This is a genomic window from Ruminococcus sp., assembly GCF_016283395.1.
On sequence record NZ_JAEEMU010000054.1, the window covers coordinates 35,177 to 51,270 of the forward strand.

General features: G+C 44.7%; 18 protein-coding genes and 1 tRNA gene. 17 read left to right on the plus strand and 2 right to left on the minus strand.

Annotated features, from left to right (window positions below; translation table 11 throughout):
• Together QZZ41_RS14110 and QZZ41_RS14115 are read left to right on the plus strand one after the other, a co-directional pair.
• The gene (locus QZZ41_RS14110; RefSeq protein WP_295073526.1) at nt 1-135 is read left to right on the plus strand and encodes a hypothetical protein; all 135 of its coding nucleotides are present in this window, start codon (nt 1-3) and stop codon (nt 133-135) included.
• A gap of 11 nt (nt 136-146) precedes the next feature.
• Nucleotides 147-458, plus strand: coding sequence for a hypothetical protein (locus QZZ41_RS14115; protein WP_295073528.1), 312 nt, complete (start codon nt 147-149; stop codon nt 456-458).
• Between the two features lie 150 nt (nt 459-608).
• Here QZZ41_RS14115 and QZZ41_RS14120 read toward each other — a convergent pair.
• Both QZZ41_RS14120 and QZZ41_RS14125 read right to left on the minus strand, forming a co-directional pair.
• A tRNA-Leu gene (locus tag QZZ41_RS14120) sits at nt 609-690 on the minus strand.
• A 121-nt stretch (nt 691-811) separates the two neighbouring features.
• Nucleotides 812-1,459: a hypothetical protein gene (locus tag QZZ41_RS14125; protein ID WP_295073531.1), complete on the minus strand. Its 648-nt coding sequence runs from the start codon at nt 1,457-1,459 to the stop codon at nt 812-814.
• A gap of 432 nt (nt 1,460-1,891) precedes the next feature.
• Here QZZ41_RS14125 and QZZ41_RS14130 point away from each other — a divergent pair, with 432 nt between their 5' ends.
• From QZZ41_RS14130 to QZZ41_RS14200, 15 genes are all read left to right on the plus strand, one after another.
• Nucleotides 1,892-2,140: a TM1266 family iron-only hydrogenase system putative regulator gene (locus QZZ41_RS14130; protein WP_295073534.1), complete on the plus strand. Its 249-nt coding sequence runs from the start codon at nt 1,892-1,894 to the stop codon at nt 2,138-2,140.
• A 25-nt stretch (nt 2,141-2,165) separates the two neighbouring features.
• Complete coding sequence (gene hydG, locus QZZ41_RS14135; protein WP_295073537.1) at nt 2,166-3,617, plus strand: [FeFe] hydrogenase H-cluster radical SAM maturase HydG; 1,452 nt, start codon at nt 2,166-2,168, stop codon at nt 3,615-3,617.
• 101 nt (nt 3,618-3,718) lie between these two features.
• Nucleotides 3,719-3,886, plus strand: a complete 168-nt coding sequence (locus QZZ41_RS14140; protein WP_295073540.1) for an LPXTG cell wall anchor domain-containing protein — start codon at nt 3,719-3,721, stop codon at nt 3,884-3,886.
• Nucleotides 3,867-4,886 carry a leucine-rich repeat protein gene (locus tag QZZ41_RS14145; protein ID WP_295073542.1) on the plus strand — a complete coding sequence of 340 codons (1,020 nt, stop codon included), beginning with the start codon at nt 3,867-3,869 and terminating at the stop codon, nt 4,884-4,886. Before QZZ41_RS14140 ends, QZZ41_RS14145 begins: the two co-directional genes overlap by 20 nt.
• Nucleotides 4,887-4,925: 39 nt before the next feature.
• Complete coding sequence (locus QZZ41_RS14150) at nt 4,926-5,225, plus strand: YlmC/YmxH family sporulation protein (RefSeq protein WP_295073546.1); 300 nt, start codon at nt 4,926-4,928, stop codon at nt 5,223-5,225.
• Between the two features lie 160 nt (nt 5,226-5,385).
• Nucleotides 5,386-6,135 (plus strand): 30S ribosomal protein S2, encoded by a 750-nt coding sequence (gene rpsB, locus QZZ41_RS14155; protein WP_295073549.1) that lies wholly within the window; start codon nt 5,386-5,388, stop codon nt 6,133-6,135.
• An 86-nt stretch (nt 6,136-6,221) separates the two neighbouring features.
• Nucleotides 6,222-7,139 carry a translation elongation factor Ts gene (tsf, locus tag QZZ41_RS14160; protein ID WP_072300142.1) on the plus strand — a complete coding sequence of 306 codons (918 nt, stop codon included), beginning with the start codon at nt 6,222-6,224 and terminating at the stop codon, nt 7,137-7,139.
• A 248-nt stretch (nt 7,140-7,387) separates the two neighbouring features.
• The gene (locus tag QZZ41_RS14165) at nt 7,388-8,323 is read left to right on the plus strand and encodes a MoxR family ATPase (protein WP_037325078.1); all 936 of its coding nucleotides are present in this window, start codon (nt 7,388-7,390) and stop codon (nt 8,321-8,323) included.
• A 2-nt stretch (nt 8,324-8,325) separates the two neighbouring features.
• Nucleotides 8,326-9,495 carry a DUF58 domain-containing protein gene (locus QZZ41_RS14170; protein WP_295073554.1) on the plus strand — a complete coding sequence of 390 codons (1,170 nt, stop codon included), beginning with the start codon at nt 8,326-8,328 and terminating at the stop codon, nt 9,493-9,495.
• 2 nt (nt 9,496-9,497) lie between these two features.
• Nucleotides 9,498-11,810, plus strand: a complete 2,313-nt coding sequence (locus tag QZZ41_RS14175) for a transglutaminase domain-containing protein (protein ID WP_295073557.1) — start codon at nt 9,498-9,500, stop codon at nt 11,808-11,810.
• A 21-nt stretch (nt 11,811-11,831) separates the two neighbouring features.
• Nucleotides 11,832-13,034 carry a dockerin type I repeat-containing protein gene (locus tag QZZ41_RS14180; RefSeq protein ID WP_295073560.1) on the plus strand — a complete coding sequence of 401 codons (1,203 nt, stop codon included), beginning with the start codon at nt 11,832-11,834 and terminating at the stop codon, nt 13,032-13,034.
• A 15-nt stretch (nt 13,035-13,049) separates the two neighbouring features.
• Nucleotides 13,050-14,015, plus strand: a complete 966-nt coding sequence (gene prmA / locus QZZ41_RS14185) for a 50S ribosomal protein L11 methyltransferase (RefSeq protein WP_295073563.1) — start codon at nt 13,050-13,052, stop codon at nt 14,013-14,015.
• 48 nt (nt 14,016-14,063) lie between these two features.
• Complete coding sequence (locus tag QZZ41_RS14190) at nt 14,064-15,266, plus strand: DUF6348 family protein (RefSeq protein ID WP_028515977.1); 1,203 nt, start codon at nt 14,064-14,066, stop codon at nt 15,264-15,266.
• Between the two features lie 241 nt (nt 15,267-15,507).
• Nucleotides 15,508-15,819, plus strand: coding sequence for a 50S ribosomal protein L21 (rplU, locus tag QZZ41_RS14195; RefSeq protein ID WP_028515978.1), 312 nt, complete (start codon nt 15,508-15,510; stop codon nt 15,817-15,819).
• A 2-nt stretch (nt 15,820-15,821) separates the two neighbouring features.
• A partial coding sequence (locus QZZ41_RS14200) for a ribosomal-processing cysteine protease Prp (protein WP_295073568.1) occupies nt 15,822-16,094 on the plus strand: 273 nt, incomplete at its 3' end.

Here is a 16,094-nt window from a genome sequence, read left to right on the forward strand (position 1 = left end):
ATGGCTGATATGCAGTCACAGATTAACGCACTTCAGCTTCAGGCTGCAACCGCAGGTATGATGAAGTTCCCGAATGCGTGGACTTTTAACGGCGGTTACTTCACACCGCTTCAGCCAGCAACAACAACGGCATAAGGTGATTTTTTATGAAAATCATTATGAAACTCGTTGACCTCATTGATGATGAACTTTGCGGAGCTAAAGATTATATCAAAATGGCAAGACGTGAGAGGACAGAGCATCCAAGCCTTGCCGATACATTCGCAAGCCTTGCAGAGGCTGAAATGGGGCACGTAAGAACGCTACATGAAGAAGTAGCAAAGCTCATTGATCAAGTCCGTGAAAGAGACGGCGAACCGCCTGCCGAAATGCTTGCAGTGTACAATTATGAACACAAGAAGCAGATTGACAAGGCAGCTAAGATCAAAAACATGATAACTCAGTATAAAAATGAATGATGCGTGTCTAATTTCGTGTCTAATTTCATTCAATAATACTGTTTTTACTTCAAAAATCAATGGTTATCGTTCACAAATATTTGTGAAAAGATAAACGAAATAACGCCGATAAATCGCTTTTAAAACGAAATATCGGCGTTTTTGCTTTAGTGCGGATGACAGGACTTGAACCTGCACACCTTACGGCATCAGAACCTAAATCTGACGTGTCTGCCAATTTCACCACATCCGCATATTATATTTAAACAAGCAAGTAATATTATAACCTGTAAACTGGATTTTGTCAAGTAAAAAAATGAAAGAAATGATAAAAAAGAGGAGTGCAGTAAACACTCCTCTTATAATACGCGGAATTATTTCTTCTGCATTGTCTGCTGAGCTTGCTGTGCAGCTTGTTGTGCTGCCTGCTGAGCTGCCTGAAGTGCAGTCTGCGGAGTCTGTGGTGTTGGCTGAGGCTGCTGCTTGGGAGCTTGTGCAGGAGCAGGTGTTTCCTTCTTTTCATTATTTGGAGCAGCTTTTTCCTCTTCCTTCTTGGCAGGCTGTTCATTGTTTTCAGCAGGGGGAGCTGCTGGCTTTTCAGCATTCTGAGGCTTTGGAGACTCTGGCTGTTTAGCCGGTTCATTGTTTTTAGCAGGCTCTGCTTTCTTTTCGGGTTCAGCCTGTTTAGCAGGAGCAGTCTGCTTCTTGTCATTCTTTGCCTTATCGTCTTTTGCAGTCTGCTTTTCTGCTTCTTCCTTTTCACTGCGATCGCCCTTTGACTCTATGTAAAGGTCATCATCAGCGATGCTTCCGACAAATCTAAGCTGTTTAACAGGTATTCTCTTTAATGGAGAATAGATGAAAGCTTTACATGAATAGTTCTGTTCAACGAGACCCCTTTTTTCACAGAGGACTCTGTTTCCGTCCTTTGTTCTTTTTCCGTACGTACAGTAATCGCATTTAGGGTCGATCTTTTTATCGAAATATTTAGCTCCACCCTGGAAAAATGAGAATAAACCCATTAATAATCACCTCAAAAATAAATCTATAAATAAGTATATCACAAATAAAAGAATTTGTCCAGTGATTTTTGAAAAATTATATATTTTTTTGAAATAATACTGTTTTGATTGTTTGAAATGCACAATAATAGGCTACAGCAGTACATATGAAGAAAATATCAATAAATATAAAGCATAAAACACATATATATATATTCATTTAGTTTGTGCTAACAAAGTGACATTGACAATAATGTAACAATATGATAAGATATTAAAAGCGGAAAGCAGGATTTATTCTGGTTTTGGCTGTGAAATGATTTATTGTTTTCGGGCATCAGGGTGAAAACTCTGTTATCGGATGGCAGTTTGTATAATACTATGCAGATATTCTCCGTCCATGCTGGGCGGATTTTTTATTGACTGCTTTTCCAGCCTTTAAAGGAGGAGAGAATGGAAAACAAACGTATAGCGGTGACGGCGATAGTTATTGATGAACAGTCGGCGGCAGTAGAAGTCAATAATGTACTTCACGACTACAGCGATATTATTATCGGTCGTATGGGACTCCCATACAAGGAACGCGGCATATCACTTATATCTGTTGCTCTTGATGCTGAGCCTGATGTTATAAGCAGTCTCACAGGCAGGCTTGGACAGATAAATGGCGTTTCTGTGAAAGCAGCTATTTCAAAAAAGTGAATTATTGATACAGGAGGAAACAAATATGTATGATGTAAAGTCTATGAATGCGGACGATTTTATAAATGATGAGGAAATAAAGGCTACTCTTGAATATGCCGAGCAGAATAAGCACAACCGTGAACTTATCGAGCAGATACTCGAAAAGGCAAAGCCAAGAAAAACAGGCAGGGGAGTGGAATGTGCAGGTCTTTCGCACCGCGAAGCAAGTGTGCTTCTCGCCTGTGATATCCCTGAGATGACTGAGAAGATGTATGATCTTGCCCGTGAGATAAAGGAAGCTTTCTACGGAAACAGAATAGTTATGTTTGCTCCTCTTTATCTCTCTAACTACTGCGTAAACAAGTGCGTTTACTGTCCTTATCATTTCCAGAACAAGGAGATACCGCGTAAGAAGCTGACACAGGAAGAAGTACGCCAGGAAGTTATCGCACTTCAGGATATGGGTCACAAGAGACTTGCTATCGAGTCAGGTGAGGATCCTGTAAACAATCCTATCGAGTATATCCTTGAATGTATCAACACTATCTATTCGATAAAGCACAAGAACGGTGCTATCCGCCGTGTAAATGTAAATATCGCAGCTACTACTGTTGAGAACTACCGTAAGCTCAAGGAAGCTGGTATAGGTACTTATATCCTTTTCCAGGAGACATACCACAGGGAGAGCTATGAGAGACTCCACCCCGCAGGGCCAAAGCACAACTACGCATATCATACAGAAGCAATGGACAGAGCTATGGAGGGTGGTATAGACGATGTTGGTCTCGGAGTGCTCTTCGGACTTGATCTGTACAAGTACGAGTTTGCAGGACTTCTTATGCACGCTGAACACCTCGAAGCTGTTCACGGCGTAGGACCTCATACTATAAGTGTTCCCCGTATAAGAAGAGCTTCTGATATTGACCCGAGCGTTTTTGATAACGGTATTGACGATGATACATTTGCAAAGATCGTAGCTTGTATCCGTATTGCTGTTCCGTATACAGGTATGATAATCTCTACCCGTGAGAGCGAGGAATGTCGTGCAAAGGTACTCGAACTTGGTGTATCACAGATATCGGGCGGTTCAAGAACATCTGTAGGCGGCTACGCAGGATATACTCCAGAGGAAAGACCACACGATACAGAACAGTTTGACGTATCAGATCAGCGTTCACTTGATGAAGTTGTAAAGTGGCTCATGGATCAGGGACATATCCCGTCATTCTGTACAGCCTGCTACCGTGAGGGACGTACAGGCGACCGTTTCATGGCTCTCTGTAAGGTGGGACAGATACAGAACTGCTGTCACCCAAATGCTCTTATGACACTTCAGGAGTACCTTACAGACTACGCATCGCCCGAGACTAAGAAGGTGGGCGAAGCTCTTATCGCTAAGGAGATACAGAACGTTCCTGATGAAAAGCGCAGACAGCGTGCTATCGAATATCTTGATGAGATAAAGAACGACGGCAAGCGCGATTTCAGATTCTGATGATAAAAGCCCTGCATAAAGCAGGGCTTTTCATTTGACAAAGCATTGATACTGTGATACAATAAGAAAGTATTTTACTTATTTTATAGGAGGACAATAAAATGACATACGCATTAATGCTTATTGCAGCAAATTCTCCGCAAACAGGAGATACATTTCCAAGAGGCGTTATTTTGATAATAATTATTGCAGCCCTTATCCTTGCAGTAGGTACAGCTGTATTTGCCAAGAAAAAAGGCGGCAATGACGATGAAGATGATGATGAATAAGAAAATTACAGCGATTTTTACAGTCATAGGAGCCTTGTTCTGTTCTGTTCCTGTAAGGGCTAATGCAGATGTAATTACTGATAATGATATATCTTATAATGTGGACGATGAAAGCGGCACTTGTTCCGTCACTAAATATAACGGTAATGCTTCAAAAGTCGAAATCCCTGCTGCTTTTGGCAAATATAAAGTTGTAAGTATTGAAAGGGAAGCGTTTCGCGGTAATCTTGATATCGAGTATGTAACCTTACCCTCAACTATCAGTAAAATAGGTGAATCGGCTTTTAGTGAATGCAAAAATCTTAAAAGCATCAATTTTCCATCGTCACTTGAAAATATTGGCGAATATGCTTTCAATACCAATCATTCTCTTGATGATATAAAGCTTAACAGTGGGCTCAAGAAAATAAACAGAGACACCTTTCAACTCTGTATTTCGGCAAAGACAATTACTATACCGCCTCTTGTTGAAACGATTTGTGATCACGCTCTGCATGGAATGCACAGTCTTGAAGTAATGCGTTTCTGTAATGGAGTGAAAAAAATTGAAAAAACTGCGGCGTTGAATTCATATAAGATTTCGAGAATTATAATCCCTCCTTCTGTTGAAGAAATACAGGAATACGCTGTAGGCTATCGTTACTATTCACCTGATTATAACCTTTGTTCAAATGTGGAAATATATGGCAAAAAAGGTACTGAGGCGGAACGATATGCAAAAGATAACGGTATCCCGTTCAATGAATTTGATTTCGGGTACGGTGATGTGAATAGTGACGGAAAAGTAGATTCTGTTGATGCATCGGCAGTACTTTCCGAGTACTCAAAAAGATCTACCGAAAACGGAAAATCGACATTTTCTAAAACAGATGATGTTAAAGCAGATGTTAATGATGATCTTGTTGTTGATGCTGTTGATGCATCACTGATCCTTTCGTATTACTCACACGCTTCAAGCGGTGATATGAGAACTCCCGAGGAATACTTTTTCCTTGCATGATATAATATAATGTATAAATAGATTATACGAGGTGACGATATGCTTCTGAGCTTTGAAGAGCTGTGCAGGAAGGAAGTCATAGATATCGCAACAGGAGAAAGACTGGGATTTATAGATGATATTGAAGTCGATATGGAAAGCGGCAGCGTGGAAAAGCTTGTAATATACGGCGGAGCAAGGCTTCTTGGACTGTTCGGCAGGGAAGATGATACTATCATTTCCTGTAAGGATATAAAGGTTGTCGGAGAAGATGTAGTGCTCGTTGAACGTGACAAGTTGGCTGAAAGTGCAAAATCAACAAAATCTCGAAAAAACAGTTTTTTAAGTTTGTTGAAATAGCGGCTGTAAAAAGTCTTGCAAAATTTGACAGAAAATGATATAATGTTAAGGCAATTCGCACGCCTGTACTTTCAGTGGTTGGTGCGCAGATGTCTGCGTTGCTGCTGAGCTAAGTAGGGCGGAGGATTAATAATAACCAATTTTTAAGGAGGACTACACCATGGGAGTAGTATCAATGAAGCAGCTTCTTGAAGCTGGCGTACACTTCGGACACCAGACAAGAAGATGGAACCCGAAAATGGCACCATACATTTTCACAGAAAGAAACGGAATTTACATCATCGACCTTCAGAAGACAGTTAAGAAGCTTGAAGAAGCTTATATGTTCGTTCGTGACATTGCAGCTCAGGGCGGCGAAGTTCTTTTTGTAGGTACAAAGAAGCAGGCTGGAGACTCTGTTAAGGAAGAGGCTACAAGAGCTGGCGCACACTATGTAAACGCAAGATGGCTCGGTGGTATGCTCACAAACTTCAAGACAATCCAGACAAGAATAAAGAGACTTGAGCAGCTCCACACAATGGAAGAAGACGGTACATTCGCACTTCTCCCTAAGAAGGAAGTTGTTAAGCTCAACCTCGAGATTGAAAAGCTCGAGAAGTTCCTCGGCGGTATCAAGACAATGAAGAAGCTCCCCGCAGCACTCTTCATCGTTGACCCACGCAAGGAAAAGATCGCTGTAGCAGAAGCTAAGAAGCTCAATATCCCGATCGTTGCTATCGTTGATACAAACTGCGATCCTGATGAAGTTGATTACGTTATCCCAGGTAACGATGACGCTATCAGAGCTGTAAAGCTTATCGCTGGTTCTATCGCTAACGCTGTTATCGAAGGCAGACAGGGCGATGACGCTATAGCTGCTGTTGAGGCAGAAGAGGAAACAGCTGAGGCTGCTGAGGCAGACGCTGAATAATCATAATACAAACATTGAAAACAATCAAAAACCCGAACTAACCCTTCGGGTTTTTGCGGATTAATACATTATAGGAGGTAATTACAATGGGTAAGGTATCCGTTGCTGAAATTAAAGAACTCATGAAGTCCACAGGCGTTGGTATGATGGACTGTAAGAAGGCTCTCGAAGAGAACGATGGCGATATGGACAAGGCTATCGAGTTCCTCAGAGAAAAAGGACTTGCTACACAGGCTAAGAAGAGCGGCAGAGCTGCTGCTGAGGGCGTAGTTACAGCTGTTGTAAACGGCGAGGTAGGCGTTCTCCTCGAAGTAAACACAGAGACTGACTTCGCTGCTAACACAGACGATATCAGAAACTTCGTTGCTAACGTAGCAAACACAATCATTGAGAAGAATCCTGCTGACGTTGAGGCTCTCAAGAATATGCCTATCAGCGGCGGCAATGGCACAGTAGGCGAGGCTCTCACAGAGCTCGCTGGCATGAAGATCAGAGAGAACATCGTTATCCGTCGTTTCGTAAGACTCGAGGGCAAGCTTGCTTCTTATATCCACAACAACGGCAGCATCGGTGTTATGGTAAAGATGGACACAGACCTTTCTGCTGATCAGGTAGCTGCTATCGGTAAGGACGTTGCTATGCAGTCTGCTGCTCTCAACGCTCCATACGTAAGAAGAGAGGACGTTCCTGCTGAGGTTATCGAGAACGAGAAGAAGATCATGCTCGCTCAGATGGCTGAGGATCCTAAGATGGCTTCCAAGCCCGAGCAGGTTCGCGTAAAGATCGTTGAAGGCAAGGTTGGCAAGTACTACAGCGAGAACTGCCTCCTCGAGCAGGCTTTCGTTAAGGACGACAAGCTCACAGTTCAGGGCTATGTTGACGCTGAGGCTAAGAAGCTCGGCGGTTCTATCAAGGTCGTTGACGTTGTTCGTTACGAGCGCGGCGAGGGCGTTGAGAAGAAGGAAGAGAACTTTGCTGACGAGATCGCTAACATGATCAAGTAATCAAAGCTTTTACAGACAGCGGCGGAATAATCCTGCCGCTGTTTTTACTTATCAACAGAAAAAACAGCTTTTTTATATAGATATAGCGATTAATTGGACAAATTTTCCACATTATAACACCTGTATTATTGTGAGATGTTACAATAATACAGGTTTTTTTTCGTATGGTTTTCCCTTGAAGTAATTTGGAAAATATGTTATAATAGTTTTAATTGGATAATATGCTCAAAAGTATGAGGTACTGTAATATGAATGAAAGAATTAGTAAACTCGCAGGTTCTGTCGGCAGAGTCATTGTAGGTAAAAAGGACACGGTAATCAAGCTGATAGCCGCGCTGTTATGTGAAGGTCACGTTCTTCTTGAGGACGTTCCCGGTGTCGGCAAGACACAGCTCATAACTGCTCTTTCACGCTCCATAGGCGGAAAGTTCAACCGTATCCAGCTTACTCCCGACGTTATGCCCTCGGATATTGCTGGCTTTACTATGCTCGATTCAAATAAGGGCGACTTTGTTTACCGCGACGGTGCGGTAATGTGTAATTTCCTCCTTGCGGACGAGATAAACCGTGCCTCGCCGAAGGTACAGTCGGCTCTGCTTGAGGCTATGGAGGAGCGTCAGATAAGTCTTGACGGCGTTACCCACAAGCTCCCGAAGCCGTTCCTCGTTATGGCAACTCAGAACCCTGTAGAGACCTACGGTACTTTCCACCTTCCCGAGGCTCAGATGGACAGATTCTTCATGAAGCTGTCTATGGGCTATCCCTCAATGGAGGAGGAAGTACAGATACTTGAAAGAACAGAGCTCAACAATCCTATTGTTAATATAGAAGAACCTGTAATGCACGTTGAAGATATCATCGCAATGCAGCAGGAGGTAAAGCAGGTCCGCGTCAGCGACGCTGTCAAGGAGTACATCGTTGATATCGTTGCGGCAACAAGAGCGGACAGAAATACCGTTCTCGGCATAAGTCCCCGCGGAAGCATAGCGCTTTTCAAGGCGGCAAAGGCTTATGCGTACATCTACGAGAGAGACTATGTAACTCCCGATGATGTAAAGAATACGGCTGTTTCGGTGCTCTCTCACAGAATAATACTTTCACCGCAGGGCAAAACTGCCTTTGGCTCAGGCGAGGCATATGTGGAAAATGTCCTCAAAAACTGTCCTGTTCCTGCTATGAGCTGAATATGAAGCATTTCAAGAGTATTATAAGCGTACTTGCGGTTGCTTTTCTGGTCTATATCTTCACTTTCTATATCGACGGCGAAATGGGTATCATTCTGCTGGCATTCGTGGCGTTTGCGCCCCTTGTGTCGCTTTTTATCACCCTTTACGCAAGAAATCGCATCAAGGTAAGCTTCAGCTGTGACGCCTATGTGCCAAAGGGCAGCAAGCTCATTGTCGATGTAAAAGTTGAGAAAACAGGTGTATTTCCTGTTTCAATAGTGGAAATATGCCCCTATGCTACTGAAATTTTTGCTCAGGACATAAAAAAGCGCAAGCTAAGTATGCTCAATGAGAACAAACGCCGCTTCAGATTTGAGGTTGACGCTCTTGTGGGCGGAAACGGTGAGATAGGTATAAAAGCGGTTTATTCCTGCGGATTTCTCGGATTTATGAAGTTTGCGGTGAAAACTCCGCTCCCTCAGCCTGTTTCCGTAGGCGTTATACCGCCAATTCCCGAGGTCAAGTCCTCAACTCAGCTTTTCCGTTCCATTGCGGACGTTGTGCTCACAAGCGACGACGATGAGGAAAACGATACAGCCATGCTGTTCTCGGCAAATACCTCTCCAGGCTATGAGCACCGCGAATACGAGCAGGGCGATCCGCTGAAACGCATAAACTGGAAGCTTTCATCGAAAAAGCAGAAGCTTATGGTACGTCTGGACGAGGCTGCCGCTTCGGTACAGCCTGTTCTGATACTCGACCTTTACAGAAACGGCGCGATCCCGCCCGTAAACGCTGTAAGAGGCGAGGAACAGCTTATCCGCTCGGTATTCGGCTTGCTTGACCTGTTGGTAAAGCAGGGTATCGCCTGCAATTTCGTATACCGCACCAGCACTGGCGAGACTGCCTGCGAAAGCGTGGATAATCCCGATTATCCGAATCAGCTCCTGCTGAAAATACTTGCTATAAAGGTTGTACCCGATAAGCGTATCGACCTTTCTTATAATACAGGTTCATTCTGTGCCTGTGTAGTTGCTACTACCGATGCAGGTCCGGGCTTTTCAGAGGTTACCCGTTATATCGAGGAGCCTGATAATACAAGCATTATCGGACTCTCCATTGCGTCTGTAAATTCCACATCCTTTAAAATGTGGTATCTTGATGAAGATAATAATTTCAAACTGGTATAAATATGAATGAGACCAAAAACAAAAATTTCGATTTGAAAGCGTTCCTGCTGAGAACTCTCACAGACCCTGTGCTGTGGTACACGATCCTGATAATGACATCGCTCATGTATCATTACCGCAACCGCGATACCACAAAGACCGATAATCAGGGATATATCTTTGCGCTGGGCTGGGGAATGTGCAGTTTTTTCCTCGGCTGGATAATGTTCAGAATATTTGATTTCATGAAAAAGCATAATTTCCTCGGCTTTTTCATGTATGCGGCTCTTGTTGTCGTATTCGGCGCGGGAGTCCGTGAGGCGATCAACATAGGTAAAAAGGACTATTCTATCCTATGGGGACTTTGGTTCCTTACACCGCAGGATACCATGAGCTTCAACTTCTGGTATGCGGCTGCCTTTTATCTGTTGTTCATGCTTTTCATGGGCTCGGTAATTTACTATTTTACGCGCATAAGATACAGGATATTCATGAATTTCCTGATATTCATCATTCCTTTCTCCATTTACGGTAAGGAATATGAAAAAATGCCCACAGTATTCATTATTCTTCTGGCTGTGGGATATATACTTCTCATGGTCTACTACAGACAGCTTACGGATACCGAAAGCACGGTATTCGTGGAAAGAAGAAAATCATGGAAGCCAATTGCGGTCTATGCCGTGATCTTTGCGGCGGCGGCGGCTATTTTCCCGAAGCCTGCTGTTGTGGCGGACAGAACTGTCCTCGAAACTCTCATCGACGCCGATCAGTTCACTGATAAGCTCAATGCGATGATAGACATTTTCCGTGATACCACTACGGGAGAACAGTTCCGCTCAAATAACGATGATACTCTCATCTATGAGGTAAGAGCAAACGGTCCTCTGAGGATCAAGACTGCTACTCATTCCACCTACAGCTATCAGGACGATAAGTGGAGCATTGAGGATATGGACAGCAGATTCAGCACCAAGAAAGGCGATGTTCCTGTTGATATCGGCTGTCATATGGGAATCGCAGGCGCTGTTCTCGAAGCGGCTTCTATCGACAGTGAGTTTGCCGAGAAATACGGGCTTACAGAGTTTGTGGAGAACGGACTTGACGAGCCTGATATCAGAGAGGCTGAATTCTACAGCTTATTCGGACGCGCAGGCATAACCAAGGGCACGGATATGGCTCCTGTACCGCAGTTTGCCATAGCTATGACTGATTCTACAAGAAAGCATGACGTAGTCCGTCTTCGCGGCGGTACGGTCTATGCTGTCGATAAATATTTTGCCACAGATGAATTTTTTTCATTTGTTTATGATGATGATACCTTCTTCATGAGCGCTGAAAACAACAAATTCATCAATAAGCTGGCAGAATGCGATTATGAGGAGCTACTCCTTGACGCAAGCTTTATCCTCGACGAAAACCTTACTGACGAAAGCTCAGAGGATTATGTGCAGAAATGCAGATATATCGACATAGACTATATGCTCTATGACGATTATCAGGAGTATCTTCTTGATTACGGCGGAAAAAGCGACATAAAGGCTCTTTCCGACGAGATAACAAAGGGCTGTCAGACAGAATATGAAAAGGCTAAGGCGATAGAGCGGTATTTTTACAATAACGACTACGTCTATAACCTTAAATACAAAAAAGAAAAGGGCGAAAACGCAGAAGACTTCCTGTTCAGTACAAAAACAGGCGTCTGCTACGAATACGCCACTGCAATGGTGCTTCTTGCACGTGCCGCAGGTATCCCCGCAAGATACTGCGAGGGCTACAATATGACTCATAATGAGGGCGGCAGATTTGTGGGCAGTACCAATTATTCGATCCGCGCAAAGGACTTGCACGGCTTCCCCGAGCTTTATATAAGGGGCTATGGCTGGGCAAGCTTTGAGCCTACCGTTGCCGATATTGTGGAAACGGGCAATAAAAAAGCCTCGACTGCTACGGATATGCTTTCATATGCAGGCCTGATGATACTGGCAGGCGCAATGCTGGTACTGCTGTTTGCATTCGTATATCCCATGCTGTCACATAAATGGTTCATTTTCAGAGGAAAAAAACGCAGTCCGAATGACGCTGTCAGAGCTGTAATGCACAGGATTTGCAAGGTCTATGGTATCGAAAACGTCAATACCTCAAATGAGGCGGCGGCTCTCGTACATGAGATGTCGGGCGCAGATATCACGGATACTGCTGAGTTATTCGACAGGTCGGTCTACGGCAGTGTAACTCTGAGTGAGCAAGAAAAAGAAAAGGCGATGAACGAATATATCAGAGCATATGATGAGTTCAGAGAAGCCAGAAAAAGGAGACGCATAAAAAGCCGATAACGTAAATACGGAGGTTGGATTATGCGAACTGTAAAAGAAAAAGGAATATTTTCTGTCCTGCTTGCATTTCTTTTCCTTATCGGAATGCTTGCGGGAGCGTGTCAGACGAATAACAAGGCTCATGCAGCCGACGACTTCAGACTCTGGAGACAGAATGACGAGCGCTGGGGCAGCTATGCTATCGGCGGTTCTACAGTGCGCAGCTCAGGCTGCTACATAACCTCTATCGCAATGGCTGCGGTTGCTTCGGGAGCTAAGGATACCGAAAGCTTTGATCCGGGTGTGTTTGCAAAGACTCTCAATGATATGAAGGCTTTCAATCAGTGGGGCGGACTCAGTGCGTGGGGCTCCGTCAACAAGGCTATCCCCGAGGTAAGCATCGCTACGGCAAACCTGAACTTCAAGTCGGATACTCAGAGCGGAAAGGCTTCTGAGATAAAGGAATATCTCGACAAGGGACTTTACGTTATATGCAATGTGGGCGGACACTGGGTGTATATCGACGGTATCATCGGTGACGACGTGTATATGGCTGATCCTGCCAAGGACGAGATACTCATGTTTGAGGCATATGATAACAAGAATATAACAGTTTTTCAGGCGATCAAGGGCAAGAATCCGTATAAAGGCTTCACACCTCTTGAAATACCGGAAAAAGATACCGAAACTTCTACAGTAACTTCCTCTATAACAACTACAGCGGCTGCTGCGCTGACAACTACAACAGCAGTGCAGACTAAAGCCAAAACAACAACTGTCACAACAACAAAAGCGCAGACCACTCCGCGCCCTGCCGTTACTACGGTGACTTATAAGGCAGGAGAGTATTACTGCTCCGACAGTGTGCCTGTAAAGGTATGGTCGGACATTAAGGCTCAAAAGGACGCTATAGCTTCGCTTTCATACGGAAACGTTGTCAGGGTGCTCAGCGTCAGCGGAACAGTGGGCGAGGTGAAAATAGGCGGCAGAAACGGCTATGTTGAGCTGACAAAGCTTGAATATGCAGGCGAGCCCGAAGAATATGAAGCAGGCGACGTTAATAACGACGGCAGCTTCGATACCTATGACTTAGCGCTTATAAACGAGTACCTCAACAGTCTCGGCAAGCTGCCCGAGGGTATCTCAGTGCTTACAACTGCGGAGATAGCTGCTGCTGATATCAGCGGCGACGGCATTGTTGATAACAATGATGTGCTCTTATATCTTATGCTTATTTGCAATTAAGGAGTAATTTAACTAATGGAATGGACAGAAGTCAACATTTATACCACTACCGAGGGCATTGAGCTTCTCTGCTCAAAGCTGGGAGACATCGGCATCAAGGGCTTTTCCATAAAGGATCCCGAGGATTTCAAGGAGTTCCTTGAAAACAAGAACGGTCAGTGGGACTATATCGACGACGACCTTATGGGACTTTCCGAGTGTGAGACCTGCGTCACGGTCTATATACCGACAAACGGTCAGGGAGCAGAAATGCTCATCGCTATCAAGTCCATGCTTGCCGAGATGAAGGCAGCCGATACCGAGGGCGCTTACGGCAGACTTGAAGCCGAAATGTCAAGTATCCGCGAGGAGGACTGGGCTAACAACTGGAAGCAGTACTTCAAGCCCTTCAAAGTAGGCGAAAAGCTGGTCATCAAGCCCTCATGGGAGGAGTATGACAACTCCGACGGCAGGATAATCCTTGAAATTGATCCTGCTTCAAGCTTCGGCACAGGCAAGCACCATACCACAAGGCTTTGTCTTGAGGTGCTGGAAAAGTACCTGAATAAGGGCGACAAGCTTCTGGATATGGGCTGCGGCAGCGGTATACTCTCTATCGGAGCTATGCTTTTAGGCGCAAAGAGCGCTGTTGCAGTGGATATCGAGGAAAATGCGGCGGTAACTGCCCTTGAAAATGCAGTCAAGAACCACATTTCGCCCGATGTTTACAAGACTTACTTCGGCAATATCCTCACAGACGAGAAGCTTGCTGATGAGATAGACGACAAGTATGACATAATCGCAGCAAATATCGTTGCGGACGTACTTATCGCCATGAAGGAAAGCTTCCTGCGCTACCTTAAAAAAGGCGGTATCCTCATTGTTTCGGGTATCATCGAGGAGCGTATGGACGAGGTCATAGACGCGCTGAAGTCCGTTGGCTTCAAGGATCCTGAGCCCGAAGTCCGCGAGGGCTGGGCAGCAGTTAAATTCACAGTTTAATATTATGCAGAGCATATATTGATATCATCAAATTAAGGAGAATAGAAAATGGGAATTTTCAAGAAGAAAAACAACAATAATCAGAAGACAGAGGAAGTTCAGAATACTGATATAAGAGCTGACATAAAGAGCATGGTGCTCGAAAACCTCAACGAGAAGCTGAAGGGTACTCTCTATGATGACTGTGTCATTATGCCAAAGGGCTTTACCATTGATGTTCAGGTAGGCAAGGCAGACGAAACCGATGGTGTACTTATACTTCAGACTATCTTTATCGTAAAGCATGACGACTTCGACGAGCCCCTTATCGAGCCTGTTGACTCACAGGGCAAGGACGAGACAGAGGCTGCTAAAATGGCTGTAGAAATATTCTACGGCGGCGTATGGCACCCGCTCGACCAGTCTATCGCAAAGAAAAATCCACAGTATGTACCTGTTGATTTCCTCAGACAGCACTACGATTTCGATATGTACTGCCAGTCTGTAGTAAGAATAGGCGTTAAGGACAAGCCGCCAACGATGCTGGTTAACTTCATCAGTACAGAGATACCTAAGTATCTGGGCTCAAAGAAGTACTACTGGCTGAGAATATACCTTGCAAAGTACAAGGAGAAGAAGATAATCGAGGTGCGTATGAACGGCTCTGTGCTTGTAGAGCTTCCTAAGTACTTTGAGAAGTATGTTGAAGAAGAAATGTTTGCTGATGAGACCTTTGTTTCAGAGAAGCAGTACGCTATCTTCGTTCAGCGTGAGGACGACCAGTGCCCGTTCGACAAGGAGCTGGTAATGAACGCTGCAAGAGAGACTATCAGCATGATGGAGAAGATAAACAACCACGACGAGTATGTTGCAATGGCTGACAAGCTCGAGGAGCTGGTCGGCGGCAACAAGGGACTTGCAGGCGAGATAAGAGTATTTATCCCCGAGATATTTGCAAAGTTCACACTGGGCTACCGTGAGGGCGACAGCCTCTTCCTCCTTGAGGGCGAGGGCGATGCACAGCAGAGCATCGAGTTCAAGAAGACACAGCTCCGTACCTATTTCTACCTCCAGCAGGCTATACTTGAGTATCTCAGCACAAACCCGAGTCAGGAGAACGTAACACGTATCGTTACAAACAGCGTCGCTTTCAGAGAACTCAAGAGAGCTATCGACACTGCTAAGGAGCAGGGCAAGGAGATCAAGCCAAACGACCTCTATGTTCCGGGTACAAGCTATAAGATAGGCGAGGAGAACTACAGAGTCTGGTAAGCTGAATATTTTCGCTGCAAAAACGCATTTTCCCCCGCCGCAGGCGGGGGAATGACATATAAGCCCCAAAATCTTTTGGCTATATTGAAAGTAAATGATTTTGTATAGGGAATATTGCAAAAAAAGCTTGACAAAGCCGTATCTTTGTGATAAAATATTATTGCCGCTTGTAAACAGGCTTTAAAGTTGTGCGCTCACACGCCTGTAACAGCGAGTTTATTGAAAAGGCAGGTGCCACAATATGTACGCAGTTATTGAAACCGGCGGAAAGCAGTATCAGGTAAACGAGGGAGATATCATCTTCATCGAGAAGCTCGCAGCTGAGGCTGATGAGACAGTTACTTTCGACAAGGTAGTAGCTCTCGGAGCAGACGATGGACTCAAGATCGGTACACCTTATGTTGACGGTGCAGCTGTAAGCGCAAAGGTTCTGAAGAACGGCAAGGCTAAGAAGATCACTGTTTTCACTTACAAGCCTAAGAAGGGTGAAAAGAGAAAGCAGGGACACAGACAGCCTTACACTCAGGTCAAGATCGAAGCTATCAAGGCTTGATCATGATCCGCGCAGAATTTTATGAAAAGCAGGGACTTCTGACAGGTTTTAAGTTCAGCGGCCACTCAGGCTATGCCGAGAGCGGAAAGGACGTTGTCTGTGCGGCTGTTTCATCAGCGGTACAGCTTACTGCAAATATCCTCGATGAATTCGGTTTGAAGCCGCAGGTGACTGTGGGGGATAACGTTATCGAATGTATCTGCGGTGACGGGGGAGAGATACCTTCGCGTCTGCTGAGTGTTTTAAAACAGCACTTTGAGGCTATACTGGAAGAG

Coding starts and splice junctions, on each gene's coding strand:
- QZZ41_RS14170 (WP_295073554.1), top strand. CDS start 8,326: ATGAAGCATTTCAAGAGTATTATAAGCGTACTTGCGGTTGCTTTTCTG.
- QZZ41_RS14140 (WP_295073540.1), top strand. CDS start 3,719: ATGACATACGCATTAATGCTTATTGCAGCAAATTCTCCGCAAACAGGA.
- QZZ41_RS14125 (WP_295073531.1), bottom strand. CDS start 1,459: ATGGGTTTATTCTCATTTTTCCAGGGTGGAGCTAAATATTTCGATAAA.
- tsf (WP_072300142.1), top strand. CDS start 6,222: ATGGGTAAGGTATCCGTTGCTGAAATTAAAGAACTCATGAAGTCCACA.
- QZZ41_RS14115 (WP_295073528.1), top strand. CDS start 147: ATGAAAATCATTATGAAACTCGTTGACCTCATTGATGATGAACTTTGC.
- QZZ41_RS14190 (WP_028515977.1), top strand. CDS start 14,064: ATGGGAATTTTCAAGAAGAAAAACAACAATAATCAGAAGACAGAGGAA.
- QZZ41_RS14150 (WP_295073546.1), top strand. CDS start 4,926: ATGCTTCTGAGCTTTGAAGAGCTGTGCAGGAAGGAAGTCATAGATATC.
- QZZ41_RS14180 (WP_295073560.1), top strand. CDS start 11,832: ATGCGAACTGTAAAAGAAAAAGGAATATTTTCTGTCCTGCTTGCATTT.
- QZZ41_RS14145 (WP_295073542.1), top strand. CDS start 3,867: ATGAAGATGATGATGAATAAGAAAATTACAGCGATTTTTACAGTCATA.
- hydG (WP_295073537.1), top strand. CDS start 2,166: ATGTATGATGTAAAGTCTATGAATGCGGACGATTTTATAAATGATGAG.
- rplU (WP_028515978.1), top strand. CDS start 15,508: ATGTACGCAGTTATTGAAACCGGCGGAAAGCAGTATCAGGTAAACGAG.
- prmA (WP_295073563.1), top strand. CDS start 13,050: ATGGAATGGACAGAAGTCAACATTTATACCACTACCGAGGGCATTGAG.
- rpsB (WP_295073549.1), top strand. CDS start 5,386: ATGGGAGTAGTATCAATGAAGCAGCTTCTTGAAGCTGGCGTACACTTC.
- QZZ41_RS14175 (WP_295073557.1), top strand. CDS start 9,498: ATGAATGAGACCAAAAACAAAAATTTCGATTTGAAAGCGTTCCTGCTG.
- QZZ41_RS14130 (WP_295073534.1), top strand. CDS start 1,892: ATGGAAAACAAACGTATAGCGGTGACGGCGATAGTTATTGATGAACAG.
- QZZ41_RS14165 (WP_037325078.1), top strand. CDS start 7,388: ATGAATGAAAGAATTAGTAAACTCGCAGGTTCTGTCGGCAGAGTCATT.
- QZZ41_RS14110 (WP_295073526.1), top strand. CDS start 1: ATGGCTGATATGCAGTCACAGATTAACGCACTTCAGCTTCAGGCTGCA.